This window comes from Nocardioides dongkuii (assembly GCF_014127485.1).
GTDB classification, from domain to species: domain Bacteria; phylum Actinomycetota; class Actinomycetes; order Propionibacteriales; family Nocardioidaceae; genus Nocardioides; species Nocardioides dongkuii.
The window spans coordinates 3,318,904-3,344,979 of record NZ_CP059903.1; the positions used below are offsets into that span (position 1 = coordinate 3,318,904).

Below are 26,076 nucleotides of genomic sequence, written 5' to 3' on the forward strand. Positions count from 1 at the left end.
GGCCCGGCAGAGCATTCAGGCGGTCGTGCCCGGCTCCAGCCGGCTGCCGGGGGCCAGGTGCACGCCCTCGCCCACGACGGAGCCCTGGCCGACGAGGGTGACGGCATCGGGGTCGTCGAGCGCGGGTGCGCCCGGGTCGCCGACGCGGGCGTCCCGCTCAACCGTGGACTCCCCGTCCACGATGGCCCACGCCACGACCGCACCCGACCGGACGACGCAGTCGGCGTAGACCACGCTGTCGACGACCTCGGCCCCGGCCTCGACCACCACGCCCGGGCCGAGCACGCTGCGGCGCACGGTGCCGGCCACGCGGCAGCCCGGGCTGAGCATGCTGTCGACCACCTCGGCGCCGTCGAGCACCCGCGCGGGCTGGCGCTGCGGCTGACGGGTCAGCACCGGCCACTCCCGTACGCCGAGCACGCCGACGTCGTCGGTCAGCACCTCCTGGTGCGCGAGCAGGTAGAGGTGCGGCTGGCCGACGTCGCGCCAGTAGCCGTCGTGCACGTGGGCCACGACCTTGCCGCGCTCGACCAGCCGCGGCAGCAGGTGGTCGCCGAAGTCGCCCAGCCCGGTGTCGCCGGGCTCCTCGCCGGCCTCCGGGTCGGCGGAGAGCTCGCGGTGCAGGTCCTGGAGCACCTCGACCAGCACGAGGGGGTCGTAGAGGAAGATCTCGGTGGCGATGACGTCGCTCGCCGGCTCCTCGGGCTTGTACTCGAACCCGGTGACCCGGCCCTCGCCGTCCACCTCGACGACCGCGTGGTCCGAGGCCTGGTCGCCGACCGGCACCGTCGTCGTGACGACCGTGCACTCGGCGCCGGTGCGCCGGTGGGTCTCGAGCGCGTCGGCGAAGTCGAAGCGGTAGACGTGGTCGGCGCTCACGACCACCAGCACGTCGGGTGCGTGCCCCGTGACCTGGTCGCGGATTCGGTAGAGCTCGTCGGCGTTGCCCTTCGCGAACCCGTCCTCGTCGAGGCTGCCGGTCCCCTCCTGCGGCATCAGCAGCCGCAGCCCGCCGTGGTTGCGGTCCAGGTCCCAGGGCCGCCCGTTGGCCACCTGCTCCTCGAGGCTCGCGCCCTGGAACTGCACCGAGAGCCACACGTCGGAGATGCCGCTGTGCGCCAGGTTGGACAGCGGCAGGTCGACGAGCTGGAAGACCCCGGCGTACGGCAGCGCGGGCTTGGCGCGCTCGCGGGTCAGCACGTCCATGCGGCCGCCGGCGCCGCCGGCCTGGATGATGGCGAGGACGCGTTCGCGGGTCATGGGGCGAGTCTCACATGGACCCCAAGCAGCGCCGCGCCCTCACTCGACGGGCAGGCCGAGCCCGCGGGCGATGAGCATCCGCTGCACCTCGGAGGTGCCCTCGCCGATCTCGAGCACCTTGGCGTCCCGGTAGAACCGGGCGACGGGGTACTCCTCCATGAAGCCGTAGCCGCCGAAGACCTGGGTCGCGATGCGCGTCGCGGTCACCGCGGACTCGGTGGCGTAGAGCTTGGCGACCGCGGCGGCCTGCTTGAACTCCTTCATCGAGGCGCCGTGCCCGTCGGCCATCGAGTCCTTCATCGCGGCGGCGCGGTAGGTGAGCAGCCGGCTGGCGTGCAGCATCACCTCGAGGTCGGCGATCTGGAAGGCGACGCCCTGCTTGCGGCCGATCGGGCCGCCGAAGGTCTGGCGCTCCCCGGCGTACTCCAGGCTCATGTCCAGGCAGGCCTGGATGCAGCCGACCGCGAGCGCGGCGATGGCCACCCGGCCGTCGTCGAGCGTGGCGAGGAACTGGGCGTAGCCGCGGCCGCGCTCGCCGAGCAGGTTGGCCTCGGGGACCCGCGCCCCCGCGAAGCTGAGCGGGTGGGTGTCGGAGGCGTGCCAGCCGAGCTTGTCGTACGGCTTCTCGGCGGTGAATCCGGGCGTGCCCGACGGGACCAGGATCGCCGAGAGCTCGGGGCGGCCGTCGGGCCGGTCGCCGGTGCGCGCGGTGACGGCCACGACGCTGGTGATCTCGGAGCCGGAGTTGGTGATGAACTGCTTCGCGCCGTCGACCACCCACTCGCCGCCCTCGAGGACCGCCTTGGTGCGCGTGGCCCCGGCGTCCGAGCCGGCGCCCGGCTCGGTGAGGCCGAAGCCCGCGACCCGGCGGCCCGCGACCAGGTCGGGCAGCCAGGTCCGGCGCTGCTCGTCGGTGCCGAAGGTCAGGATCGGGTTGATGCCGAGACCCACCGCGGCCTCGAGGGTGATGCCCATCGACTGGTCGACCCGGCCGATCTCCTCGATCGCGACGCAGAGGCTGGTGAAGTCGCCGTCCTCCCCCGCGCCGCCGTACTCCTCGGGGGCGGTGAGGCCGAACAGCCCGAGCGCGCCCATCCGCTGCACCACGTCGACCGGGAAGTGGTGGTCGCGGTCCCACTGCGCCGCGTGCGGCGCTATCTCGGCGCGGGCGAACTCGCGCACGCTCCGGCGGAACTCCTCGTGCTCGCGGGACAGCTCGTAGGTCGTCGACGTGGTCATGCCGCCGATCGTAGCCGCGTGGTTAACACCTGTTAACCGCCGATGTGATCCGGGTGACGTAGCGTCCGCGCGGTCAGGCGGTACCCTGCCGCGCGGAGATCCCACGCGTCACGATCATCAGGAGTGTCACAAGGTGCCGGAGAGCAAGCCCCTGCAGAAGGTCCTCATCGCCAACCGCGGTGAGATCGCGGTCCGGGTCGTACGGGCCTGCAAGGACGCCGGCATCGGCAGCGTGGCGGTGTACGCCGAGCCCGACCGCGACGCCCTCTTCGTCCGGCTCGCCGACGAGGCGCACTCGCTCGGGGGCGCGACCCCGGCCGAGTCCTACCTCGACATCGCCAAGATCATCGCGGTCGCGGAGAAGGCCGGCGCCGACTCCGTGCACCCCGGCTACGGCTTCCTCGCCGAGAACGCCGAGTTCGCCCAGGCCGTCATCGACGCCGGGCTGACCTGGATCGGCCCGCCGCCCGCGGCGATCGAGGCGCTGGGCGACAAGGCCAAGGCCAAGCACATCGCCGACAAGGCGAACGCGCCGCTCGCCCCCGGCACCAAGGACCCGGTCAAGGACGCCGACGAGGTCGTCGAGTTCGCCAAGGCCAACGGGCTGCCGGTCGCCATCAAGGCGGTCTTCGGCGGCGGCGGCCGCGGCCTCAAGGTCGCCCGCACGCTCGAGGAGATCCCGGACGCCTACGAGTCGGCGGTCCGCGAGGCGGTCACCGCCTTCGGCCGCGGCGAGTGCCTGGTCGAGAAGTTCCTCGACAAGCCCCGCCACGTCGAGACCCAGTGCCTCGCAGACCAGCACGGCAACGTCGTGGTGGTCTCCACCCGCGACTGCTCGCTGCAGCGCCGCAACCAGAAGCTGGTCGAGGAGGCGCCCGCGCCGTTCCTCAGCGAGGAGCAGGTCAGCGAGCTCTACGAGTCCTCCAAGCGGATCCTGCGGGAGGCCGGCTACTACGGCGCCGGCACCTGCGAGTTCCTGGTCGCCCAGGACGGCACGATCTCCTTCCTCGAGGTCAACACCCGCCTCCAGGTCGAGCACTGCGTCTCCGAGGAGGTCACCGGCATCGACCTGGTCCGCGAGATGTTCCGGATCGCGGCCGGCGAGGAGCTGGGGTACGCCGACCCGGAGATCCGCGGTCACTCCATCGAGTTCCGCATCAACGCCGAGGACGGCGGCCGCAACTTCATGCCCGCGCCCGGCACCCTCTCCGCGTGGAGCCCGCCCGGCGGTCCCGGCGTCCGGCTCGACGGCGGCTACGAGAACGGCGAGACCATCCCCGGCTCGTTCGACTCCCTCATCGCCAAGCTGATCGTCACCGGCCGCGACCGCACCCAGGCGCTGGAGCGCTCGCGGCGGGCCCTCGACGAGTTCGTCGTCGACGGCATGCCGACGGTCATCCCGTTCCACCGGGTGGTCGTCCGCGACCCGGCGTACGTCGGCGCCTCGACCCCCACCGGCGAGGGCTCCTTCGAGGTCTACACGCAGTGGATCGAGACCGAGTTCGACAACCGGATCGCGCCGTACGCCGGGGACTCCGCGGAGGCGGAGGAGGCCGGCGAGCGGCAGACCGTCGTGGTCGAGGTCGGCGGCAAGCGGCTGGACGTCGTGATCCCCGCGGGTCTCGGCGGCCTGGCGAACGGCGCGGCCGGCGGCGGCAGCGCGAAGAAGCCGAAGCGCACGGCCGGCAAGTCGGCCGGCGCGGCCGCCTCGGGCGACGCGGTGACCAGCCCGATGCAGGGCACGGTCGTCAAGGTCGTCGTCGAGGAGGGCCAGGAGGTCGCCGAGGGCGACACCGTGGTCGTCATCGAGGCGATGAAGATGGAGCAGCCGCTCAAGGCCCACAAGGCCGGCACGGTCACCGGCCTGCAGGCCGAGGCCGGCGCCACCGTCACCAACGGAGCGGTCATCTGCGAGATCAAGTGACCGACCGCGCCCCGGAGGCGGACACCGTCTCCGGGATCGCGGAGGCGCTGCGCGCCGACCCCGTGGTCGTGCACGAGTCGATGGGCAACGGGCGGACCGAGGAGGTCCACGACGGGCTCGTCGCCCTGGTCGACGACCTGGCCGACGCGGGGGTCCCGGCGTACGTCGCGCTCGTGCAGACGCCGAACGTCGAGCTGGCCACCCGGGACTCCAGCGACGACCTGCTCCGGCTGATCCACGCCGACCTCGACCGGCCCGGGCTCTACGTCGTCAGCACGCCGGACGGGCAGCCCGCCGTCGCGACGTACGGCGTGCCGCTGGACGCCACGGACCTGAGCCTGGCCCGCTACGACGCCGTCCCCGCCGTCAGGGAGGACCTGCCCGAGGGCGAGTTCCTGGCGGCCGCCGGCGAGGCCGCGATCCTGCTGAGCGCCGCGGCCAAGGAGGACGCGACGCTGACGCCGGGCGAGGCCGAGGACCTGGTCACGAGCGGCCCCTGGATCGCGGCGTACGGCGAGGAGCCGCTCCCCTACGAGCTCGAGGACGCCCAGGGCGAGCCGCTGACCCCCGTGGTCGTCGCCGTCACCTGCGGCCTGACCGCAGTCGTGGTCGGGTGGCGGCTGCTGCGCGCCCGGGCCGCCCTGGCCGCCGGCCCGCAGGAGCAGCAGGACACGAAGACGAAGAAGCAGGGACAGCAGAAGAAGCAGCCGCGCCCCCGGGTCGCTCGGGCCGACCAGACCGCGGTCCAGGCCCCGGCGTCCGTGTCCGCCCTGCGCGAGGAGGTGGACCGCAGCATCGAGCTGGTCCCGGACGAGGTCTACGGCTGCCTGGAGGCCGCCGAGGACCTGGTCGGGTCCCGCTCCCGCCTGGAGGTCGTCGCCTCGCTGGTGCTCGCCGAGCAGGGCACGGCCCGGCTGCGGGGCGAGCCCCTGCCGGTCCGGTGCTACTTCGACCCCCGCCACGGCGCCAGCGCGCGGACCACGACGGTCTCCGGGGTGTCGGTGCCGGCCTGCGCTGCCTGCGCCGCGGCCGTCGCGGCGGGCCGCGAGCCGGACTCGCTGAGCGTCGACGGCGGCCGGCAGCCGTACTGGAAGGGCGACTCGGTCTGGGCCGAGACCGGCCTGGGGTCGATCGACCCCGACCTGTGGCGCAGGCTCGCGGAGCGGACCCGATGACGCCCCCGGGCGGTCGGCTGCGCGACGCCGTGCTCGCGCTGCTCGCCGGCGGCCTCGCGGCCGGCGGCGGCGTCGCGGTCCACGAGCTCTGGACCGACCTGCGGGCCCCGGACCTCGCGCCCGTCGGCGACCGGGTGCAGCACGCCGCGGACGCCCTCCGGGCCGGCGACCGCGTCTACGTCGCCCCCGACGCCCACGACCTGGTGCCGCCCGAGCTGGAGACCCGGCTCGAGGCGCTGGCCGACGCCTCCGAGACACCGGTCTACCTGACGGTGTGGGAGAAGAGCAGCCACGCCGGGTACGGCGGGATCTGGGACGCCGTGGGCCAGCTCGAGCGCCTGGTCGACGAGGAGGCGGTCTTCGTGGTCTACCGCGGGCCCGGCGACGGCCTGGTGGACGACTCGCTGGAGGACCCGCTGGAGGGCGAGATCCCCGAGGACTTCCACGGCGACCCGGCCCTCCGGCTGGAGGAGATCCTGACGGCCGTGGGCGAGACCCGGAGCGGGACGCCGGACGACTGGGACTACTGGGGCGGGCCGGGCGGTGCGGTCGCGGCCGGCGTGCTGCACGCGGCCGGGACGATCCCGGCGACGCTGGTCCTCATCGGCCTGGGGCGGCTGGCGCTGCGACGGAGGTTCCAGATGGTGGGCGGATGGCGATGACCGGCGCGGCGCGAGCGGACGACGAGCTGCTCACCTCGATCTGGACGGCCCTGGACACCACGGGCGTCTGGGTCGCGCCCGAGCTGGCCCGCGAGGTCGCGGCGGAGGACCTGGCCGAGATCCAGGACGCCGTCGCCGACTCGCCGGTGCCGCTCTACGTCGTGGTCCAGCCGCTCCGCGACGGCGACGCGTTCGGCGGCGACCCCGCGGAGCTCCTGACCCAGCTGCACGACGACTTCGGCGCCGACGGCGTCTACCTCGCCCCGCAGTTCTTCGGCGGCCCCGATCACGTGAACCTCGTGGACCGCGCCTGGGGCAGCGAGGTCGACGCCTGGCAGGCCGGCTCCGTGGCCGAGCACCGGCACGGCGACGGCGAGGGGCGCATCGACGACCTGGGCGCCTACCTCGCCGACGTCGCCCGGCTGGTCTCCGACGGCGACGCCCAGGAGGCGTGGGAGGAGGAGGTCCAGCCGACGCTCACCACCACCACCGACCCGGGCGGCACCGCCACCTCCCCCGACGACGGCCCCCCGGTCCTCGGCCTCGTCGGCGCCGGGCTCGCGGTGCTGCTGGTCGCGGCGGTCGTCGTACGCCGGCGCAAGCCGCGCACCTTCACGCTCCCCGACTCCGTGGTCGACCAGCTCCGCGAGGCGCACGCCGACCGGGTCGAGCAGCAGGCCCGCACCCTGGTGCTGGAGCTGGGCGAGGCGGTGCACCGCTCCGACCTGGACGCCGACCACGACGCCGGCGCCTGGCAGGCCGCCCTGGACCACTACGAGGCGGCCACCCGCGTGCTGGACCGGTCCCAGGACCTGGGGATCCTCGACGCCGTCGGGGCGCTCGTGCTCGCCCGCCAGGGACGCGCGGCCCTCGACGCGGCGACCTCCGGGCACCCGTTCGTGCCGCTGCGGCTGTGCTACCTCAACCCGCTGCACGACGCGCCGACCAAGGCGCCGCTGCGGCTCGAGCAGCACGGCCGGACCCTGACGGTGCCGGTCTGCTCGACCTGCCGCGCCGACCTGAAGGCGCACCGGGACCCCGACGCCCTGCGGGTCCCGCGCGGCCGGCGAGCGGTGCTCTACGTCGACTCCGGCGTCGAGCCCTGGGCCTCGACCGCCTACGGGTCCCTCGGCACCGGGCTGGTCGGCGCGCTGCACCAGCGTCGGTGAGGCCTAGGGTCGGCTCGTGAACCTGCGCGAGCCGTCGGAGCGGGTCAGCCCGCGGGCCCGCTGGCTGTGGGCGGGCTCGGCCCTGGCCCAGGGCGGTGCCGCGGCCGCGGTGCTGGCCTTCCTCGAGGCCGTCACCCCGCTGGACCTGCCCTGGTGGGCGTGGGTCCTGGTCGGCGTCGCGCTGGCGGCGTACGTCGCGGTCGTGCCGCCGTGGCGCTACCGCGTGCACCGGTGGGAGGTCACCGAGACGGCCGTGCACACCCAGACCGGGTGGTGGGTGCGCGAGCGGCGGATCGCGCCGATGTCGCGGATCCAGACCGTCGACCAGGTGGAGGGCGCGCTGGCCCGCCTGCTCGGGCTGGCGACGGTCACGGTCACCACCGCCTCGGCCGCGGGCGCCCTCGAGATCGCCGGCCTCGACGCGGAGCGGGCGCGTGCCCTGGTCCGCGAGCTGACGCTCAAGGCCGACGCGGTCGAGGGCGACGCCACGTGAGCACCACCGTGACCACCACCGAGGCCTGGCAGCGCCTGGACCGCCGGATGCTGCTGGTGCACCCGCTCCGGGAGGTGGTCCGGTTCCTGCCCGCGATGGCGGCCGTCGTGGTCGCCGGCACCGCGACCGGCGAGGCCTGGCAGTACCTCGGGGTGCTGGTGCCGGTCGCGCTCGGCGTGCTGCGCTACCTCACGACCCGCTTCCGCGTCGGCCAGGGACGCGTCGAGCTGCGCACCGGGCTGCTCAACCGGCACCTGCGCGCCACGCCGCTCGACCGGGTCCGCACCGTCGACCTCACCTCCCCGCTGACCCACCGGGTGCTGGGCCTCACCCGGCTGCGGATCGGCACCGGGACCGGGGACGACGAGGCCCTGGTCCTCGACGGCCTGTCGGTGGCCGCGGCCCGGCGGCTGCGCGCCGAGCTGCTCCGCGAGGTGCCGGACCAGGTCACCGAGCCGCCGCCCGACACGCTGCACCTCGACCCGCGGTGGGCCCGCCTCGCGCCGTTCACCAGCACCGGCCTGGCGCTGGGCGCGGGCGTCCTGGGGCTGGCCCTCCAGGCGACGACCACCCTCGGGCTGGCCCGGACGCTGCGCGCCGACGACCTCGTCGCGAGCGCCCTCCGCGCCTCGGTGTGGATCGCCGTGCCCGCCCTCGTCCTGAGCGGGCTGGTCGCGACGTCCGCGCTCGCGGTCGGCGGCTACCTGGTGAGCAACTGGGACCTCACCCTGCGCCACGAGCGCCGGGCCTGGCACCTGCGCCGCGGGCTGCTCACCACCCGCGAGACCACCCTCGCCGACGACCGGGTCGCCGGGGTGAGCCTCGGGGAGCCGCTCGGGCTCCGGCTCGCCGGCGGGGCCCGGCTGGACGCCGTCGTGACCGGCGTCGACCGCGACGAGCAGGGCAGCGCCCTGCTGGTCCCCCCGGCGCCGCACGACGTCGTCGCCGGGGTCGCCGGCCGGGTGCTCGGCACCGACGCCCCGGTCACCGGCCCGCTCGTCCCCCACGGTCCGCAGGCGGTACGCCGGCGCTGGACCCGCGCGCTCGGCCCGGCGCTGGCGGTGCTCGCCGCCGGGCTGCTCGCGGTCGCGACCGGCGGCTCGCCCTGGCTGCTGGCGCCCGGCGCCCTCGCCCTGCCCGCGGCGGCGCTGCTGGCCGCCGACCGGTCGCGCGCGCTGGGCCACGCACTCGCCGACGGCCACCTGGTCGCGCGCTCGGGCAGCCTGGGCCGCCGGCGCGAGGCCCTGGGCACCTCCCACGTGATCGGCTGGACCTTCCGCGACTCCTGGTTCCAGCGCCGGGCCGGGCTGACCACCCTCGTCGCCACGACGGCGGGCGGGCGGCAGGCGGTCACGGTGCCCGACGTACCCCTCGCGGAGGCGGTGCGGCTGGCCGACCGCGCGACGCCCGGGCTGGTCGCCCCGTTCCTCCTGGCGCAGACCTGCACGCCTCGTGAGACGCCCCGCAGGACCGGTCGGTAACGCCGGGCGTCCCGCTAGCGTGACGCCCATGTTCAACAAGGTGCTGGTGGCGAACCGCGGCGAGATCGCGGTCCGGGCGTTCCGCGCGGCGTACGAGGTCGGGGCCCGCACGGTCGCCGTCTTCCCCCACGAGGACCGGTGGTCCGAGCACCGCCTCAAGGCCGACGAGGCCTACGAGATCGGCGAGCGCGGCCACCCCGTGCGGGCCTACCTCGACCCCGAGGCGATCGTCGCCGTCGCCGTCCGGGCGGGCGCCGACGCGGTCTACCCCGGCTACGGCTTCCTCTCCGAGAACCCCGCGCTCGCCGAGGCGTGCGCGAACGCCGGCATCACCTTCGTCGGGCCGACCTCCGCGGTCCTGGAGCTGACCGGCAACAAGGCCCGCGCGATCGCGGCGGCCAAGGCCGCGGGCGTGCCGACGCTGGCCAGCGTCGAGCCCTCCACCGACGTCGACGCGCTGGTCGAATCGGCATCGGCGCTGCCGTACCCGCTCTTCGTCAAGGCCGTCGCCGGCGGCGGCGGCCGCGGCATGCGGCGCGTCGACGACCCGAAGGACCTGCGCGAGGCGGTCGAGACCTGCATGCGCGAGGGCGAGGCCGCGTTCGGCGACCCGACGGTCTTCATCGAGCAGGCCGTCGTGGACCCCCGCCACATCGAGGTGCAGATCCTCGCGGACGCCGAGGGCAACGTGATCCACCTCTTCGAGCGGGACTGCTCGGTGCAGCGCCGGCACCAGAAGGTCGTGGAGATCGCGCCCGCGCCCAACCTCGACCCGGCGATCCGGGACCGGATGTGCGCCGACGCGGTGCGGTTCGCCACCGAGATCGGCTACCGCAACGCCGGCACCGTGGAGTTCCTGCTCGACCCCGAGGGCAACTACGTCTTCATCGAGATGAACCCCCGCATCCAGGTCGAGCACACGGTGACCGAGGAAGTCACCGACGTCGACCTGGTGCAGTCGCAGCTGCGGATCGCGAGCGGCGAGACGCTCGCCGACCTCGGGCTCTCCCAGGACTCGATCGTGCTGCGCGGCGCGGCGCTCCAGTGCCGGATCACCACCGAGGACCCGGCCAACAACTTCCGCCCCGACACCGGCGTGATCACGACCTACCGCTCCCCCGGCGGCGGCGGGGTCCGCCTCGACGGCGGCACCGTCTACACCGGCGCCGAGGTCTCCGCGCACTTCGACTCGATGCTGGCCAAGCTCACCTGCCGGGGCCGCACCTTCGACAAGGCCGTCGAGAAGGCCCGTCGCGCGGTCGCGGAGTTCCGCATCCGCGGCGTCTCCACGAACATCCCGTTCCTCCAGGCCGTGCTCGACGACCCCGACTTCGCCTCGGGCCACGTCACCACCGCGTTCATCGAGACCCACCCGCAGCTGCTCCAGGCGCGCGGGTCCGGCGACCGCGGCAGCAAGCTGCTGACGTACCTCGCCGAGGTCACGGTGAACCAGCCGTACGGCGCGGCCCCGGTCAGCCTGGACCCCGCGACCAAGCTGCCGCCGACCAACCTCGAGGTGCCGGCGCCGTCCGGGTCCCGCCAGCTGCTGCTGGAGGTCGGCCCCGAGGAGTTCGCCCGCCGGCTGCGCGCCCAGGACCGGGTCGCGGTCACCGACACCACGTTCCGCGACGCCCACCAGTCGCTGCTCGCCACCCGCGTGCGCACCAAGGACCTGCTCGCCGTCGCCCCCCACGTCGCCCGCACCACGCCCGAGCTCTGGTCGCTGGAGGCGTGGGGCGGCGCGACGTACGACGTGGCGCTGCGCTTCCTCGCCGAGGACCCCTGGGAGCGGCTCGCCGCGCTGCGGCAGGCGGTCCCGAACATCTGCCTGCAGATGCTGCTGCGCGGCCGCAACACGGTCGGCTACACGCCGTACCCGACGAAGGTGACCGACGCCTTCGTCGAGGAGGCGGCCGCGAGCGGCCTCGACGTGTTCCGCATCTTCGACGCGCTCAACGACGTCGAGCAGATGCGCCCCGCGATCGACGCCGTGCGGGCCACCGGCACCGCGGTCGCGGAGGTGGCGCTGTGCTACTCCGGCGACCTCTCCGACCCGGGCGAGGAGCTCTACACCCTCGACTACTACCTGCGCCTCGCCGAGCGGATCGTCGACGCCGGCGCGCACGTGCTCGCGGTCAAGGACATGGCCGGGCTGCTGCGCGCCCCGGCCGCCCGCAGGCTCGTCACCGCGCTGCGCTCGGAGTTCGACCTGCCGGTGCACCTGCACACCCACGACACCGCCGGCGGCCAGCTCGCGACGCTGACCGCCGCGATCGAGGCCGGGGTGGACGCCGTCGACGCGGCGACCGCCTCGATGGCCGGCACCACCTCGCAGCCGCCGCTCTCGGCCCTGGTCTCCGCGACCGACCACGCCGAGCGCGAGACCGGGCTGTCGCTGGCCGCGGTCAACGCGCTCGAGCCCTACTGGGAGGCCGTGCGCCGCGTCTACGCGCCGTTCGAGTCCGGCCTGGCCTCGCCGACCGGCCGGGTCTACCGCCACGAGATCCCCGGCGGCCAGCTCTCCAACCTGCGCCAGCAGGCGATCGCGCTCGGCCTCGGCGAGAAGTTCGAGCAGATCGAGGACATGTACGCCGCCGCCAACGACATCCTCGGCCGGGTCCCGAAGGTGACCCCGTCCTCGAAGGTGATCGGCGACCTGGCGCTGCACCTGGTGGCCGTCGGCGCCGACCCCGCGGAGTTCGCCGAGAACCCGCAGGACTTCGACGTCCCCGACTCCGTGGTCGGGTTCCTCCACGGCGAGCTCGGGGACCCCCCGGGCGGCTGGCCCGAGCCGTTCCGCACCAAGGCGCTCGAGGGCCGCACCTGGAAGCCCCCCGCCGAGGAGCTCACCGACGAGCAGGCCGCCGGGCTCGCCGGCGAGCCCGGCACCGCCAACCCGGCGCGGCGCCGCACGCTCAACGAGCTGCTGTTCCCCGGCCCGACGACGAGCTACGCCGAGTCCTGCGCGAAGTACGGCGACCTCTCGGTGCTGCCGACGATGAACTACCTCTACGGGCTCCAGCGCGGCGAGGAGCACGAGGTCGAGCTCGACGAGGGCAAGACGCTGCTGCTCGGGCTGCAGTCGGTCAGCGAGCCCGACGAGCGCGGCTTCCGCATCGTGATGGCGCTGCTCAACGGCCAGATGCGGCCGGTCAGCGTGCGCGACAAGGGCGTCTCGTCCGACGTCGCGGCCGCCGAGAAGGCGGAGGCCGGCCAGCCGGGCCACGTCGCCGCGCCGTTCCAGGGCGTCGTGACGATCGTGGTCGCGGAGGGCGACAAGGTCGCCGCCGGCGACACCGTCGCCACCATCGAGGCGATGAAGATGGAGGCCTCGATCACCGCCCCCGTCGAGGGCACCGTGCAGCGGCTCGCGCTCTCGGGCACCCAGGCGGTCGACGGCGGCGACCTGGTGCTGGTGCTCGGCTGAGCGCCAACAGCACGCCCGTCGTGACGGGCGTGGTCCTCGCGGTCGTCGGGTTCAGCAGCTCGTTCGTCGTGGTGCTCGCCGGGCTGGGCGCGGTCGGCGCGACCCCGGCCCAGGCCTCGTCCGGGCTCCTGGTGCTCTGCGCGGCGCAGGCGGTCGGCATGCTCTGGCTCAGCCTGCGCCACCGCACGCCGCTCACGCTCGCGTGGTCCACGCCGGGCGCGGCCCTGCTGCTGTCGACCGGGAGCGTCGAGGGCGGCTGGCCGGCGGCGGTGGGGGCCTTCGTGCTGACCGGCGTGCTGATCGTGCTCACCGGGCTGGTCCCGTGGCTCGGCGCGCTGGTCGCCCGGATCCCGGCGTCGCTGGCCCGCGCGATGCTGGCCGGGGTGCTGCTGCCGATCTGCCTGGAGCCCGTGACCGGACTGGTCGAGGCGCCGCTCCAGGTCGCGCCCGTCGTCCTGGCCTGGCTGGGGATGCACGTGGTCGCCCGCCGCTGGGCGGTCCCGGCCGCCCTCGCCGTCGCGCTCGCGGTCGTCGTTCTCGACGTCGCCGGGACCGGCGCGGTCGCGGCCGCCGACCTGGTGCCGACCCTCGCCTGGACGACGCCGACGTGGACCCTTCCCGCAGTCGTCGGCATCGCCGTCCCGCTGTACGTCGTCACGATGGCCTCCCAGAACGTGCCCGGCGTGGCGGTCATGTCGACCTACGGGTACGCCGTGCCGTGGCGGTCGGCGATGACGCTCACCGGCCTCGGCACCGTCCTGGCCGCGCCGCTCGGCGGTCACGCGGTCAACCTCGCGGCGATCACCGCCGCGATGGCTGCGGGGCCGATGGCGGGGGCCGACCGCGGTCGACGCTGGCTGGCGTCCGTGAGCGCTGCGGTCACCTACCTGGTGCTCGCGCTCGGCTCCGCCGCGCTCGCCGCGCTGGTCGTCGCCGCGCCGGCCCAGGTCGTCCCGGCCGCGGCCGGTCTCGCGCTCCTCGGCACCTGCGGCGCCGCGCTCGCCGGCGCGCTCGCCGACGAGGACGGGCGCGAGGCCGCGCTCGTGTGCTTCCTGGTCGCCGCGTCGGGAGTCACCGTGCTGGGCGTCGGCGCGGCGTTCTGGGCACTGCTGGTCGCGCTCGTCGTCCGGCCGCTGGTGCGCGACCGGTCCGCGCACCTCGATCCGCCCTAGGGGCGCTCGCGGAACCAGTCCGAGCGCAGGCCGAAGTAGGAGCGGAACGTGTCGCCGGAGACGGTCGTCGAGGCGTCCGTGCCGGACACCCGGACCCGGTCGACCCGGCCGCCCCAGTCGCCGTTGCCGTCCCGCTCGAGCACCTCGATGCCGGTGAAGTCGCCGATCGCGGGCCAGGCGGCCTCGATGGTCGCGGCGTCCAGGGTCGTCGTCCAGGAGTGGTACGGGTTGCCCGCCCACCCGTCGTACGGGTCCTGCTTGGCGGGCAGGTAGCCGAAGGAGCCGGCGGCGGTCCAGCCGCCGTTGCTGGCGGAGAACTGCGTGAACGCCGGCTTCCCGCCCTTCTCGAGCACCTCTCCCCGGGTCGCCCGGATCGCCTCGTCGGTGGTGGGGTACTCCTGCGCGGCGCCGGTGTACACCTGGCACTGGGCGGTGTCGCAGATCTGGTAGTGCCGGGCGAGCGGCTCGCCGCGCTCGTACGCGGCGTACGTGCGGGCGGCGACGGCCTGGGCGCGCAGCGTCTGCGGGTGCCAGGAGGACGCGATCACCTCGGACGGGACGACGCCGCGGAGGTACTGGTCGAGCGGCAGCACGTTGACCGTGTCGCGGGTGGTGCGCCCCGGTGTCGCGGACGCCGAGCGGAGCGCGCCGCGGTAGGCGACGGTGCCGGTGGGCGTCACGAGCCGGATCGGGCCGCGCGCCTGGAGCTGGGCGTCCCCGCGGAGCACGGTGAGCGTGCGCCACCCCCCGCTCCCGCCGCGCCAGGAGACCTTGCTGCGGGTCGGTGACGCGGCCGTGATCCGCCAGGTGCGTGCCTGCGGCCGGGCCCGGTCCAGGCGCACCTTCCGCCCGTTGCCGAGCGACTTCGCGACCAGGCCGGACCGGTGGCGCACCTTGAGGTCGTCGGTGGTGTCGCCCGAGATCAGCACCTTGACCGCACCCTGGGCCCGGCCCCACCGCGTGCCCGGGTAGTAGAACCGCAGGATCTGGCGGTAGGACCGGCCCTCGCGCGCCGCGCCCTCGGCGCCCCACTGCGACATCCCGTGGCCGTGGCCGTACCCGTGCCCCTGGAGGACCAGCCGGTCCTGGGCGCGGGCGGCCGCGGGGTCGGCGTACGACGTGGGGGCGGTCGCCAGGGCGAGGCCGAGCACCCCCGAGAGCAGGGCGGTCAGGACGGTGCGGCGCATCGGATCAGGCTAGCCGTTGTACGAAGGCTGCGACTGGGCGTTGAAGCGACCCATCCGCACCTTCATCGCGCTGGCGATCCGCTTGTCCTTCATCCGGAAGACCTCGAGCCCGCGGGTGATGTCGTTGCTGTAGATCCGGCCGTTGTACCAGTAGGTCGACCACGCCCCGCCGAGCACCAGCTCGGTCTCCGAGATCGCGCCGCGGTCCCAGTGCGCGATCTCCTGCGGGTTCGCCGAGTCGGTGAAGTCGAAGACCGAGAAGCCGCCCTGGTACCAGGCCTGCACCATGATGTCGCGGCCCTTGACAGGGATCAGCGAGCCGTTGTGGGCCACGCAGTTCTCGGTGGACCCCTGGGTGCGCGGGATCTTGTAGTAGCTGCGGAACTCCAGGTCGCGACCCACGATGTCGTAGATCCCGTCCGCGCCGCGGGTGCTGCCGACGAGCGGGTTGCAGGTCGGCAGCGAGCCGCCGCCCAGCTCGTCGGTGAAGACCACCTTGGTGCCGCGGTTGTTGAAGGTCGCGGAGTGCCAGAAGGCGAAGTTGACGTCGTCCGTGACCCGCTCGATGACGCGGGGCTTCGCACGCTTCGCGATGTCGAGGAGGATGCCGTCGCCCATGCAGGCGCCCGCGGCCAGGTCCTTGGCGGGGTACGCCGTGAGGTCGTGGCAGCCGCTCGTCTCGCTGATGCCGAGCATCGGGACGCCGGAGCCGGGGTTGCCGCCGTCGGGGAAGAGCACCGGCCGGGACACCACCCGGGCCCGGGCGGGCCTGCGGACCGGCACCTTCACCACGCTGATCCGGTCGTGCGGCGGCCGGCAGTCGGGGGTGTCCTGGCTGGGGCCGTAGGAGGAGACGTAGACGAACACCTTCCGCCCGTTCCGCGACGGCGCGAGGGTGTGGGTGTGCGAGCCGCAGTCGGTCTCGACCGCCGCGACGTACCGCGGCCGGCGGGGGTTGCTGATGTCGAAGACCCGCAGCCCCTCCCACGACGACTTCTTCGTCGCCTCCTGCGGGGTGCTCCGGCAGCTGGCGTCGCTGCGGCTGGAGTCCACGCTGAGGACCAGCAGGTTCCGGTGCACCGAGATGTCGTTCTGGCCGCCGGGGCAGACGACCTGGGCGGCCCGCTTCGGCTTCCCCGGCTTGCGGATGTCGTAGACGGTGAACCCGTTGTAGTTGCCGCCGTAGGCGTAGCGGCCCTGGAAGGCGAGGTCGGTGCCGTACGCGTCGTCGGCGGCGAACGCTCCGGTGCGGGGCTTCCGCGCCACCCGCGTGATGTTGCGCGACCGGTCGACGTCGCCCGGGGCGGCGGCCGCCCGGAGCCCCTCCAGCTCGGCCCAGTCCTGGCCGGGCAGCAGGCACCGGCCGAGGAAGTTGTCCCCGGCGGCCTCGAGGGCGGCCCGCTCGGCGGGGGTGCAGGGGCCTGGCCCGGTGGTCGTGCGCTCACCGGACGCCACGCCCGGGAGCAGCGCGACGCCCAGCCCGACGGTGAGGGCGGCGGTCGCGGCGGCGAGGAGTGCGCGGGTGCGCGTCGACGTGGTCACGACGCTCAACCTAGTGGTCCGGGTGAGGCCTGCGCCACAGTCGTCATCAGCTGGCGTGATGTGCTGGGCAGGTGCGTCCCTCCCGTCTCGCTGCGCTGCTCCTGTCCTGCGTGCTCGTGCTGCCCACCGGCTGCGGCGGGGACGCCCGGACCGAGCCGCCCGCGGAGCACGAGCACCTGCCCGGGGAGGCCGACCACACCCACGACGCCCCCTCCTCCGCGGCTCCCTCCGCGGCGGTCCCCGAGGCGGACGTCCCCCAGGTGCAGCCCGGCGGACCCGGCGAGCCGGCCACCACGCTGGCCCCCGACGAGGTCCTGGCCCCGCCGCCGTGGAACCACGACGACGTCTCCTACCTGCAGATGATGATCCCGCACCACGGGCAGGCCCTCGACCTGACCGAGCTCGCCGAGACCCGCGCGGCCGACCCGCGGGTACGGTCGCTCGCGGGCCGCATCGAGGCCGCGCAGGGGCCGGAGATCTGGGTGATGGCCGGCTGGCTCGCCGAGCGGCGCATCGACGTACCGTCGCCGCAGGAGGACCCGCACGACTACGACCACAGCGAGCACGGCCACCACCCGATGGTCGGGCTGCTCAGCGACGAGGAGCTGGCCGAGCTCGCCGCGGCGTCCGGGACGGCGTTCGACCGGCTCTTCCTCGAGGGCATGGTCCGCCACCACCGCGGCGCGGTCGAGATGGCCGACGACGTGCTCGCCACTGGCATCGACCCGCGGGTCGCCGAGATCGCCGCCGACGTCCGCGTCGGCCAGGGCGTCGAGATCGACCGGATGCAGCGAATCCTGGCCTCGCTGCGCTGAGTCCGCTCTACGCTGCGGCATGGTCTGGATCCTCACGGCGCGACGCGACCGGCGGCTGGTCGCCGCCGAGCAGGAGCGCGTACGACGACGCATGGCGCGCGAGGACGTGACCACGCTCGGTGAGCAGGTCGCCGACCTGCACGTCGAGACCCTGACCACCACCCTCGACGAGGCGATGCGCGCCGACTACCAGGCCGCGCTGGACGCCTACGAGGAGGCGAAGTCCGTCCTGACGCTCGCCGACGAGGGGAGGGACGACGGCGCCCTCGGGACGCTGCTGGACGAGGGCCGGTTCCGCGTCGCCCGCGTGCTCGCGCGACGTGACGGCGAGCCGCTGCCGGCGCGCCGCGACCCGTGCTTCTTCGACCCGCGCCACGGTCCGGCGGTCACGGACCTGCCGTGGACGCCGTCCGGCGGTGTGGAGCGGTCGGTGCCGGTGTGCCGGACCGACGAGGTGCGGCTGACCACCGGGATGCTGCCGCAGGTGCGGATGGTGGCCGTCGGTGACCGGCTCGTGCCGTGGTGGGCGGTGGGCGACCAGGGCCGGTCGCTCGACGGGCGCCGCAGGTCGGACCGCCGGCAGCGGCACGCCGAGGCGCAGGCCACGATCAACCAGGGCAGCTCGCCGGGGTTCCTCACCTAGAAGCGGTGCAGCCTCCGGGCGGCCTCGGCGATCGAGCCGCTCATCGACGGGTAGACCGTGAACGCCTGGGCGAGCTGGTCGGCGGTGAGCGACTCCGCGACCGCGACCGAGACCGGGTGGATCAGCTCGCTGGCGCGCGGCCCGACGACCACGCCGCCGACGACGATGCCGGTGCCGGGGCGGCAGAAGAGCTTCACGAACCCGTCGCGGACGCCCTGCATCTTGGCCCGCGGGTTGCCCGAGAGCGGGAGCGAGACGACCTCGGCCTGCATCTCGCCGGCGTCGACGGCCTGCTGCGACCAGCCGACGGTGGCGATCTCCGGGGCGGTGAAGACGTTGGAGGAGACCTTCTTGAGGTCCAGCGGGTGCACGGTGTCGCCGAGGAAGTGCCACATCGCGATCCGGCCCTGCATCGCCGCGACCGAGGCCAGCATCAGCACGCCGGTGCAGTCGCCGGCGGAGTAGACGCCGCGCGCCGACGTACGCGAGACGCGGTCGACGTTGACGAACCCGCCGTCCTTGAGCACGACGCCCGCCTCCTCGAGGCCGATGTCGGCGGTGTTCGGCACCGAGCCGAGCGCGAGGATGCAGTGGGACGCCTCGATGGTGCGGCCGTCGGTGAGCGTCACGGTGACGATGTCGCCGTCGCGGGTCACCGACTCCATCCGCGACTTCGACAGCACGGTCATGCCGCGCCGCTTGAGGACCTCCTCGAGCACGGTCGCCGCGTCGGCGTCCTCGCCGGGCAGCACCCGGTCGCGCGAGGAGACCAGGGTGACGGGGATGCCGAGGTTCATGTAGGCGCTGGCGAACTCCGCGCCCGTCACGCCGGACCCGACCACGACCAGCTCGGTCGGCACCTCGGTGAGGTCGTAGACCTGCTCCCAGGTGAGGATCCGCTCGCCGTCGGGCTGCGCGGTGGGCAGGGTGCGCGGCGCGGCGCCGGTGGCCACCAGGACGGCGTCCGCCTCGAGGGTCTCCTCGCCGCCGTCGGGCAGCGCCGCGACCACCCGGCCGGGCCCGTCGAGGCGGCCGCGGCCGGGGAGGATGCGGACGCCGTCGCGGACCAGCCGGCGGCCGATATCGGAGGACTGGTCGGCCGCGAGCTGCTTGACCCGCGCGTTGACCCGGGCGAGGTCGACGCGGATCGTCTCCGCCGCGTCGCCCTCGTGGTCCTGGAAGGCCACGCCGAGCTCGGCGGCGCCGGACAGCTCGCTCATCACCTCGGCGGTGGCGATCAGCGTCTTGCTGGGCACGCAGTCGGTGAGGACCGCGGAGCCCCCGACGCCGTCGGAGTCGACGATCGTCACCTCCGCGCCGAGCTGGGCGGCGACGTGGGCGGCCTCGTACCCGCCCGGACCGCCGCCGATGATGACCACACGGTCGCTGCTCATCGAGTCGCCCGGCTCAGAGGTTGATCATGTGGCCGGCGATGCCCTCGACGGCCTCCTTGACGGCCTCCGAGAGCGTCGGGTGCGCGAAGACGTTGCGGGCGACCTCGTCTGCGGTGAGGTCCCACTGCTGGGCCAGCGTCAGCGCCGGGAGCAGCTCGGTGACCTCGGGGCCGATCATGTGGGCGCCGATGATCTCGTTGTGCGCGGCGTCGGCGACGATCTTCACGAAGCCCACGCCCTCGGCCATGCCGCGGGCCTTGCCGTTGGCCGAGAACGGGAACTGCGCGACCTTGACGTCGTACCCCTTCTCCTCGGCCTGCGCCTGGGTGTAGCCGAAGGACGCGATCTGCGGCTGGCAGAACGTCGCCCGCGGGATCATGTCGAAGTTGATCTCGATGGTCTCCGCGCCCGCGATCGTCTCCGCCGCCACGACGCCCATCGCCTCCGCGGTGTGGGCGAGCATCAGCTTGCCGGTGACGTCGCCGATCGCGTACACGCCGTCGACGTTGGTGCGGCCGCGCTCGTCGACCGCGATCGCCCCGCGCTCGGTCAGCTCCACGCCCGCCTGGTCCAGGCCGTAGCCCTCGACGCGCGGGGCGAACCCGAAGGCGGCCAGCATCTTGTCGGCCTCGAGCACCTGCGAGTCGCCGCCGTCGGCGGGGCTCACGGTGACCTTGACGCCGCTGCCGGTGTCCTCGACGTTCTCGACCTTGGTGGAGAGCAGCACCTTCACGCCGAGCTTCTTGTACTGCTTGAGCAGCTCCTTGGACACGTCGGCGTCCTCGGTGGGCACCATCCGGTCGAGGAACTCCACGATGGTGACGTCGACGCCGAAGTTCGTCATCACGTAGGCGAACTCCACGCCGATCGCGCCCGAGCCGCCGATGATGATCGAGCCCGGCAGCTCCTCGTCGAGGATCTGCTCCTCGTAGGTGACGACGTTCGCGCTCTTCTCCATGCCCGGCAGCATCCGCACCCGCGCGCCGGTGGCGATGATGACGTCGTCGGCGGTGTACGACGTGGCGCCGCCGTCCTTGTCCTTGACCTCGACGGTCTTGGCGCCGGTGAACGTGCCCCAGCCGTCGATCTCGGTGATCTTGTTCTTCTTCATCAGGTAGTGCACGCCCTTGGCGCTGGCCTCGGCCACCTTGCGGCTGCGCTGGTGGGTCGGGCCGAAGGCCATCGTGGCGTCGCCCTCGATCCCGAAGGTCTTCTTCTCGTGCGTGATGATGTGCGCGATCTCGGCGTTGCGCAGCAGCGCCTTCGACGGGATGCACCCGACGTTGAGGCAGACCCCGCCCCAGTACTTCTCCTCCACGATCCCGACGCTCTTGCCGAGCTGGGCAGCGCGGATGGCGGCGACGTAGCCACCGGGGCCGGCGCCGAGGACGAGGACATCGAAGTGGGTGCTCACGGCAGTCAGCCTAGGACCGTCGTACAGGTCACCCCAAGCCGGACCGGGTTCCACCAGTAGCCTGCTCCCCGTGACGTTGTACGCCGCCTACGGGACCAACATGGACCCCGCGCGCATGGGCGAGCGCTGCCCCCACTCCCCGCTGCACACCACCGGCTGGCTCGAGGGCTGGCGACTGACCTTCGGCGGCGAGGAGCACGGCTGGGACGGCGCCCTCACCACGATCGTCCAGGACCCCTTCGAGCAGGTCTTCGTCGCGGTCTACGACGTGACCCGTGAGGACGAGGCGCACCTCGACGGCTGGGAGTCCGCCGACTCGGGGCTCTACCGCAAGACCAAGGTCCGCGTCGCCACGCTCACCGGCGAGCTGGTCGCCTGGACCTACGTGCTCGACGCCTACGAGGGCGGCCTGCCCTCCGCGCTGCACCTCGGCGTCCTCGCCGACGCCGCCGAGGCCGCCGACGCCCCCGCCGACTACGTCGCCGCACTCCGCCGCCGGCCCTGCCGGTCGACGGGGCTGTAGGGCGTCGTCAGGTTTCCCCGGTGATCCGGGGAATCCTGATGTTCTGGGCCATCGCGATGCCAGAGAACGTCAGGTTCTCCCTGAGAAGTACGGCGGTCAGGCCGCCGCGAGCGGGGGAAACAGCACCGCCCTGATCCACGCGGCCGTCCGCTCCGGGCGCTCCAGGTCGGCCCAGGTCAGCCGGATGCAGCGCCAACCGGTGAGGCGGTAGATCATCTCCTCGCGCCGCTTCTCCCGCACCACGACGTCGCTCGCACGCTCGCCGGGGCGGAGGTGCTTCTCGTACTTCACCTTGCCGTCGAACTCGAGGTACACCCCGAGCTCGGGCCAGGCGAAGTCGACGCGCGCGACGACCTCCCCGGACGAGTCCCGGACCTCGTGCTGCAGCTCGGGCATGGGGAAGCCTTGCCGGAAGAAGAAGTGGAAGCACCGGGACTCGCCGACCGACTCCGCACGACCGTCCGCCAGCCTCAGCACGAGGTCGGTCGACAAGGTGCGCGGCCAACGCTCCATCCCGGCGTAACGCTGCTCGAGCGCGAGCCTCGTCGTCGCGCCGCAGTGGAGGAGGTGGTTGACGACCGCCAGGCTCGCCTCGACGTCGGTCACCGTCGTCACCTCCAGCGCGAGTCTCGTCGCGGTCATGACGTCGACCCCGTTCCGGCATACGACGTCCTCTTCCTCGACCACGCCGCAGTGCTGGACGACACCTGCCTCGCGACGTCCCGCCCTGCCGTCGAGGCGGGTCACGTGGACGTCGCTGAGGTCCAGCCCCCAGGTCGGCGTGTCGTACTCGACGAGTCCGGAGACGTGCGAGAGCACGACCCGGGTCCGCGCCTGGCGCTGAACGGCTCGCGCGCGCAGCCCGTGGCGCTCGGCGTCGGTGAGGCTCTCCCAGGCCGACGCCGGCACGTAGGCGCCGTTGCGGAGCCTGACCCACGCCTTCCGGCTGAGCATGCGGGCGATGGCGCGGTCGTGCCAGCCCTCGGCGAGGAGGTCAGGGCGCAGCAGGATCGGCCCGTTGCGGGGGTCATCAGGGTCTCTCGGCGGAAGCATCATGGAGACCGGCTGCCCGCCGCGAACCTCGGCTCACCCTCGGCTGCGTCGTCTGTGGAGGGGCGGCGCCCTCCGCCCGGCCTGTGCACGCCTCCTGGCCCTGCCGGCCGCGCACTTCTCAGGGATTCCCTGATGTTCTCGGCCATCGCGACGGCCGAGAACATCAGGTTTCCCCGGATCACCGGGGAAACACGCACCCGGCCCGCCCACCGGACTAGAGTCCGGCGAGTGACTGAGGCAGAGAGCGCGTACGAGCTGGCCGGGCGGGCTGCGGCGCGCCTGGCGGAGCTGACCGGGGTGGCGCAGCACGACGTGGCGCTGGTGCTGGGCTCGGGCTGGCTGCCGGCGGTCGACGCGCTGGGCACGGCGACGGCGGAGATCGACACGACCGACCTGCCGGGGTTCTCGGCGGCGGCGGTGGCGGGCCACTCGGGCAAGATCCGGTCGATCGAGGCGGGCGGACGGCAGCTGCTGGTGTTCCTCAGCCGCACCCACTACTACGAGGGCAGGGGCGTCGACGCCGTCGTCCACGGGGTGCGTACGGCGGCCGCGGCCGGCTGCCGCGCGATCGTGCTGACCAACGGCTGCGGCGGCCTGAAGGAGACCTGGACGCCCGGCACCCCGGTGCTGATCAGCGACCACATCAACCTCACCGGCCGCTCCCCCATCCACGGGGCCAACTTCGTGGACCTGACCGACCTGTACTCCCCCCGCCTGCGCGGCCTGTGCCGCGAGGTCGACCCGTCGCTCGACGAGGGCGTCTACGTGCAGTTCCCCGGGCCGCACTACGAGACCCCGGCGGAGATCGGGATGGTGCGCGCCATCGGCGGGCACCTCGTCGGGATGAGCACCACGCTCGAGGCGATCGCCGCCCGGGAGGCGGGGATGGAGGTGCTGGGCATCAGCCTGGTCACCAACCTGGCCGCCGGCATCAGCGGCGCGCCGCTCGACCACGCCGAGGTCCTCGAGGCCGGCCGCTCCGCTGCGTCCCGGATGGGCGCGCTCCTCGGGGATCTCGTCCCGAGGATCTGACCGAGGCACGGGGGGAACGTCATGACCGCCAGCGACACCCGGCAGCTGCTGGTCGACGCCGCCACCCGCGCCTTCGCCGAGCACGGCGTCCACAACGCCTCCCTCCTCGAGATCACCCGCCAGGCCGGCCAGCGCAACCGGGGCGCGGTGCACTACCACTTCGGCTCCCGGGAGGGGATGCTCGCCGCGGTCATCGAGCGCGAGGTCGACTTCCTCGGCCCGCGCGAGCGCGAGCTGCTCGCCCTGGCCCGGGAGACCCCCGACGACGACCTCGCAAGCGTCCTCGCGGCGGTCGTCCGCCCCGCGATCGAGCTCGCCGAGACCGGGTGGCGCGGCCGCTGCTACCTGCAGATCGTCGCCCAGCTCGTCGACGACGGCGGGCCCCGGATCCCCGCGGAGGTCCACGACGTGCTCAGCCGCACCGGCGGGTACGACGTGTTCCAGCTGCTCCAGGAGCGGCTCCCGGCGATGCCGGACGCCTTCCGCGACGAGCGGCTCGCGCTGGTCACGACGTTCCTGCTGCGCGCCGTCGCCGACCGCGCCCGCAGCGAGGACCGCGAGATCCCGGGCCGGCCCCAGCTCCCGACGGAGGACTTCATCGAGAACCTGCTCGCCATGGTCACCGCCATGCTGACCGCTCCCCTCCCGACGTGAGGGTCCTGGTCACCGGCGCGGCCGGCACGATCGGGCGCGCCGTGACGCTCGGGCTCCTCGACCGCGGCCACGAGGTCGTCTCGCTCGACCGGGTGCCGGAGCCCGACGGCAACGAGACGCCGTTCCACACCGTCGACTGCGCCGACGCCGACGCCGTCGCGGCGGTCTTCGCCGAGGAGTCCCTCGACGGCGTCGTCCACCTCGCCGGGCACCCCGACGAGGCCAACCTGCCCGACTCGCTGGCCTCCCACGTCCTCACCACCGCCGCACTGCTCGACGCGATGGTCGAGCACGACGTGCCCCGGCTCGTCTACGCCTCCTCCAACCACGCCGTCGGCCGGACGCCGCGCCGCGAGCTGCTCACCGTCGACGCCCGCCCCCGGCCGGACACCTTCTACGGCGTCGGCAAGGTCGCGGCCGAGGCGCTGCTCAGCCTGTACGCCGACCGCTACGGCCTCGACGTCGTCTCCTGCCGGATCGGGTCGTTCCTGCCGCGCCCCGAGACCGTCCGGCACCTCTCGACCTGGCTCTCCCCCGACGACGGGGTGCGGATGGTCGAGGCGGCCCTCACCGCGACCGCGCCCGGCTTCGCGGTCCTCTACGGCATCTCGGCCAACACCCGCGCCTGGTGGGACCTCGAGCCGGGTCGCGCGCTCGGCTACGAGCCCCTCGACGACGCCGAGCAGTTCGCCGACACGGTGGCGCCCGCCGCCCAGGACGACGAGGAGGCCGCGCACGTCGGCGGACCGTTCGCGACCCCGACGTACTACCGCCCGGCGCTGGACCGCCTCGCCTGACCGCAGGTGGGGTTCACTGGTCCCATGAGCCTCCAGCAGCGCACCCTCGGGACCGCCTTCCCGCTCGCCGTCTCCGCCCTCGGCCTCGGCTGCATGGGCATGTCGGAGTTCTACGGCCGCAGCGACGAGGACGAGGCGATCGCCACGATCCACCGCGCGCTCGACCTGGGCGTCACCTTCCTGGACACCGCCGACATGTACGGCCCGTTCACCAACGAGCAGCTGGTCGGGAAGGCGGTCGCCGGTCGGCGCGAGGACGTCGTCCTCGCGACCAAGTTCGGCAACGAGCGGCTCCCCGACGGCACCCGCGTCGGCGTCAACGGCCGACCGGAGTACGTCCACCGCGCCTGCGACGCCTCCCTCCAGCGGCTCGGCGTCGACCACGTCGACCTCTACTACCAGCACCGCGTCGACAAGACCGTCCCGATCGAGGAGACCGTCGGCGCGATGGCCGAGCTGGTCGCCGCCGGCAAGGTCCGCCACCTCGGGCTCTCGGAGGCGTCCGCCGCCACCGTCCGGCGCGCCCACGCGACGCACCCGATCACCGCGCTGCAGTCGGAGTACTCGCTGTTCACCCGCGACCTCGAGGACGAGGTGCTGCCGACGCTGCGCGAGCTCGGGATCGGGCTGGTGCCGTACTCCCCGCTCGGCCGCGGCATCCTCACCGGCGCGATCACCGCCGAGTCCGACCTGGACGAGAACGACTCGCGCCGCTCGGCGTACTTCCCCCGGCTCAACGGCGAGGGGCTCCGCGCCAACCTCGTGCTCGTCGACCGGGTGCGCGCGCTGGCCGAGCAGAAGGGCTGCACCCCGGGCCAGCTGGCGCTCGCGTGGGTGCTCGCGCAGGGCGAGGACGTCGCGCCGATCCCCGGCACCAAGCGGGTCCGCTACCTCGAGGAGAACGTCGGCGCCGCCGACGTCGAGCTCACCCCCGACGACCTGTCCGCGCTCGACGAGGCGGTCCCGCGGGACGCCGTCGTGGGCGAGCGCTACGGCGACATGAGCTCGATCGACGCCTGA

General features: G+C 73.9%; 22 protein-coding genes. 15 read left to right on the plus strand and 7 right to left on the minus strand.

The window, feature by feature from the left end; translation table 11 throughout:
- Positions 1 to 15: 15 nt before the first annotated feature.
- Together H4O22_RS16040 and H4O22_RS16045 are read right to left on the minus strand one after the other, a co-directional pair.
- Positions 16 to 1,260 (minus strand): glucose-1-phosphate adenylyltransferase family protein, encoded by a 1,245-nt coding sequence (locus tag H4O22_RS16040; protein ID WP_182524342.1) that lies wholly within the window; start codon positions 1,258 to 1,260, stop codon positions 16 to 18.
- Positions 1,261 to 1,299: 39 nt separating this feature from the next.
- Entirely contained in the window at positions 1,300 to 2,499 is a 1,200-nt protein-coding gene (locus H4O22_RS16045; protein ID WP_182524343.1) for an acyl-CoA dehydrogenase family protein, read from the minus strand.
- A 133-nt stretch (positions 2,500 to 2,632) separates the two neighbouring features.
- Here H4O22_RS16045 and H4O22_RS16050 point away from each other — a divergent pair, with 133 nt between their 5' ends.
- Genes H4O22_RS16050 through H4O22_RS16085 form a run of 8 tightly spaced genes read left to right on the plus strand, consistent with a single transcriptional unit; the run spans position 2,633 to position 14,002 of the window.
- A complete protein-coding gene (locus H4O22_RS16050) occupies positions 2,633 to 4,423 on the plus strand; it encodes an acetyl/propionyl/methylcrotonyl-CoA carboxylase subunit alpha (protein WP_182524344.1) in 1,791 nt (596 codons plus the stop codon).
- Positions 4,420 to 5,598, plus strand: coding sequence for a hypothetical protein (locus H4O22_RS16055; RefSeq protein WP_182524345.1), 1,179 nt, complete (start codon positions 4,420 to 4,422; stop codon positions 5,596 to 5,598). Before H4O22_RS16050 ends, H4O22_RS16055 begins: the two co-directional genes overlap by 4 nt.
- The gene (locus H4O22_RS16060; RefSeq protein ID WP_182524346.1) at positions 5,595 to 6,260 is read left to right on the plus strand and encodes a hypothetical protein; all 666 of its coding nucleotides are present in this window, start codon (positions 5,595 to 5,597) and stop codon (positions 6,258 to 6,260) included. The genes H4O22_RS16055 and H4O22_RS16060 overlap by 4 nt, the downstream gene beginning before the upstream one ends.
- The gene (locus tag H4O22_RS16065) at positions 6,251 to 7,429 is read left to right on the plus strand and encodes a hypothetical protein (protein WP_182524347.1); all 1,179 of its coding nucleotides are present in this window, start codon (positions 6,251 to 6,253) and stop codon (positions 7,427 to 7,429) included. Before H4O22_RS16060 ends, H4O22_RS16065 begins: the two co-directional genes overlap by 10 nt.
- A gap of 16 nt (positions 7,430 to 7,445) precedes the next feature.
- Positions 7,446 to 7,922 carry a PH domain-containing protein gene (locus tag H4O22_RS16070; protein WP_182524348.1) on the plus strand — a complete coding sequence of 159 codons (477 nt, stop codon included), beginning with the start codon at positions 7,446 to 7,448 and terminating at the stop codon, positions 7,920 to 7,922.
- Positions 7,919 to 9,403 carry a PH domain-containing protein gene (locus tag H4O22_RS16075; protein WP_220451188.1) on the plus strand — a complete coding sequence of 495 codons (1,485 nt, stop codon included), beginning with the start codon at positions 7,919 to 7,921 and terminating at the stop codon, positions 9,401 to 9,403. The genes H4O22_RS16070 and H4O22_RS16075 overlap by 4 nt, the downstream gene beginning before the upstream one ends.
- Positions 9,404 to 9,431: 28 nt before the next feature.
- Positions 9,432 to 12,830: a pyruvate carboxylase gene (locus H4O22_RS16080; RefSeq protein WP_182524349.1), complete on the plus strand. Its 3,399-nt coding sequence runs from the start codon at positions 9,432 to 9,434 to the stop codon at positions 12,828 to 12,830.
- A gap of 20 nt (positions 12,831 to 12,850) precedes the next feature.
- Complete coding sequence (locus H4O22_RS16085) at positions 12,851 to 14,002, plus strand: benzoate/H(+) symporter BenE family transporter (RefSeq protein WP_244962999.1); 1,152 nt, start codon at positions 12,851 to 12,853, stop codon at positions 14,000 to 14,002.
- On the opposite strand, the gene H4O22_RS16090 is transcribed toward H4O22_RS16085, so the two are convergent.
- Positions 13,999 to 15,189 carry a SpoIID/LytB domain-containing protein gene (locus H4O22_RS16090; RefSeq protein ID WP_182524350.1) on the minus strand — a complete coding sequence of 397 codons (1,191 nt, stop codon included), beginning with the start codon at positions 15,187 to 15,189 and terminating at the stop codon, positions 13,999 to 14,001. The genes H4O22_RS16085 and H4O22_RS16090 overlap by 4 nt on opposite strands.
- A gap of 9 nt (positions 15,190 to 15,198) precedes the next feature.
- A complete protein-coding gene (locus tag H4O22_RS16095; protein WP_182524351.1) occupies positions 15,199 to 16,731 on the minus strand; it encodes an LVIVD repeat-containing protein in 1,533 nt (510 codons plus the stop codon).
- 71 nt (positions 16,732 to 16,802) lie between these two features.
- Here H4O22_RS16095 and H4O22_RS16100 point away from each other — a divergent pair, with 71 nt between their 5' ends.
- Entirely contained in the window at positions 16,803 to 17,546 is a 744-nt protein-coding gene (locus H4O22_RS16100; protein ID WP_220451189.1) for a DUF305 domain-containing protein, read from the plus strand.
- Between the two features lie 19 nt (positions 17,547 to 17,565).
- The gene (locus H4O22_RS16105; RefSeq protein WP_182524352.1) at positions 17,566 to 18,189 is read left to right on the plus strand and encodes a hypothetical protein; all 624 of its coding nucleotides are present in this window, start codon (positions 17,566 to 17,568) and stop codon (positions 18,187 to 18,189) included.
- On the opposite strand, the gene H4O22_RS16110 is transcribed toward H4O22_RS16105, so the two are convergent.
- Positions 18,186 to 19,583 (minus strand): NAD(P)H-quinone dehydrogenase, encoded by a 1,398-nt coding sequence (locus H4O22_RS16110; RefSeq protein ID WP_182524353.1) that lies wholly within the window; start codon positions 19,581 to 19,583, stop codon positions 18,186 to 18,188. The genes H4O22_RS16105 and H4O22_RS16110 overlap by 4 nt on opposite strands.
- 13 nt (positions 19,584 to 19,596) lie before the next feature.
- Complete coding sequence (gene lpdA, locus H4O22_RS16115) at positions 19,597 to 20,997, minus strand: dihydrolipoyl dehydrogenase (RefSeq protein WP_182524354.1); 1,401 nt, start codon at positions 20,995 to 20,997, stop codon at positions 19,597 to 19,599.
- A gap of 70 nt (positions 20,998 to 21,067) precedes the next feature.
- Between lpdA and H4O22_RS16120 the strand changes: the two genes are divergently transcribed.
- Positions 21,068 to 21,520 (plus strand): gamma-glutamylcyclotransferase family protein, encoded by a 453-nt coding sequence (locus H4O22_RS16120; RefSeq protein ID WP_182524355.1) that lies wholly within the window; start codon positions 21,068 to 21,070, stop codon positions 21,518 to 21,520.
- A 96-nt stretch (positions 21,521 to 21,616) separates the two neighbouring features.
- On the opposite strand, the gene H4O22_RS16125 is transcribed toward H4O22_RS16120, so the two are convergent.
- Positions 21,617 to 22,576 carry a hypothetical protein gene (locus tag H4O22_RS16125; protein WP_182524356.1) on the minus strand — a complete coding sequence of 320 codons (960 nt, stop codon included), beginning with the start codon at positions 22,574 to 22,576 and terminating at the stop codon, positions 21,617 to 21,619.
- Positions 22,577 to 22,801: 225 nt separating this feature from the next.
- On the opposite strand from H4O22_RS16125, the gene H4O22_RS16130 reads away from it, so the two are divergent.
- The 4 genes from H4O22_RS16130 to H4O22_RS16145 are packed head-to-tail and all read left to right on the plus strand — an operon-like array spanning position 22,802 to position 26,076.
- Positions 22,802 to 23,605 carry a purine-nucleoside phosphorylase gene (locus H4O22_RS16130; RefSeq protein WP_244963000.1) on the plus strand — a complete coding sequence of 268 codons (804 nt, stop codon included), beginning with the start codon at positions 22,802 to 22,804 and terminating at the stop codon, positions 23,603 to 23,605.
- A 21-nt stretch (positions 23,606 to 23,626) separates the two neighbouring features.
- The gene (locus tag H4O22_RS16135; RefSeq protein WP_182524358.1) at positions 23,627 to 24,259 is read left to right on the plus strand and encodes a TetR/AcrR family transcriptional regulator; all 633 of its coding nucleotides are present in this window, start codon (positions 23,627 to 23,629) and stop codon (positions 24,257 to 24,259) included.
- On the plus strand, positions 24,256 to 25,056 hold the full coding sequence (locus tag H4O22_RS16140; RefSeq protein ID WP_182524359.1) for an NAD-dependent epimerase/dehydratase family protein: 801 nt from the start codon (positions 24,256 to 24,258) through the stop codon (positions 25,054 to 25,056). Before H4O22_RS16135 ends, H4O22_RS16140 begins: the two co-directional genes overlap by 4 nt.
- Positions 25,057 to 25,080: 24 nt before the next feature.
- Positions 25,081 to 26,076 carry an aldo/keto reductase gene (locus tag H4O22_RS16145; RefSeq protein ID WP_182524360.1) on the plus strand — a complete coding sequence of 332 codons (996 nt, stop codon included), beginning with the start codon at positions 25,081 to 25,083 and terminating at the stop codon, positions 26,074 to 26,076.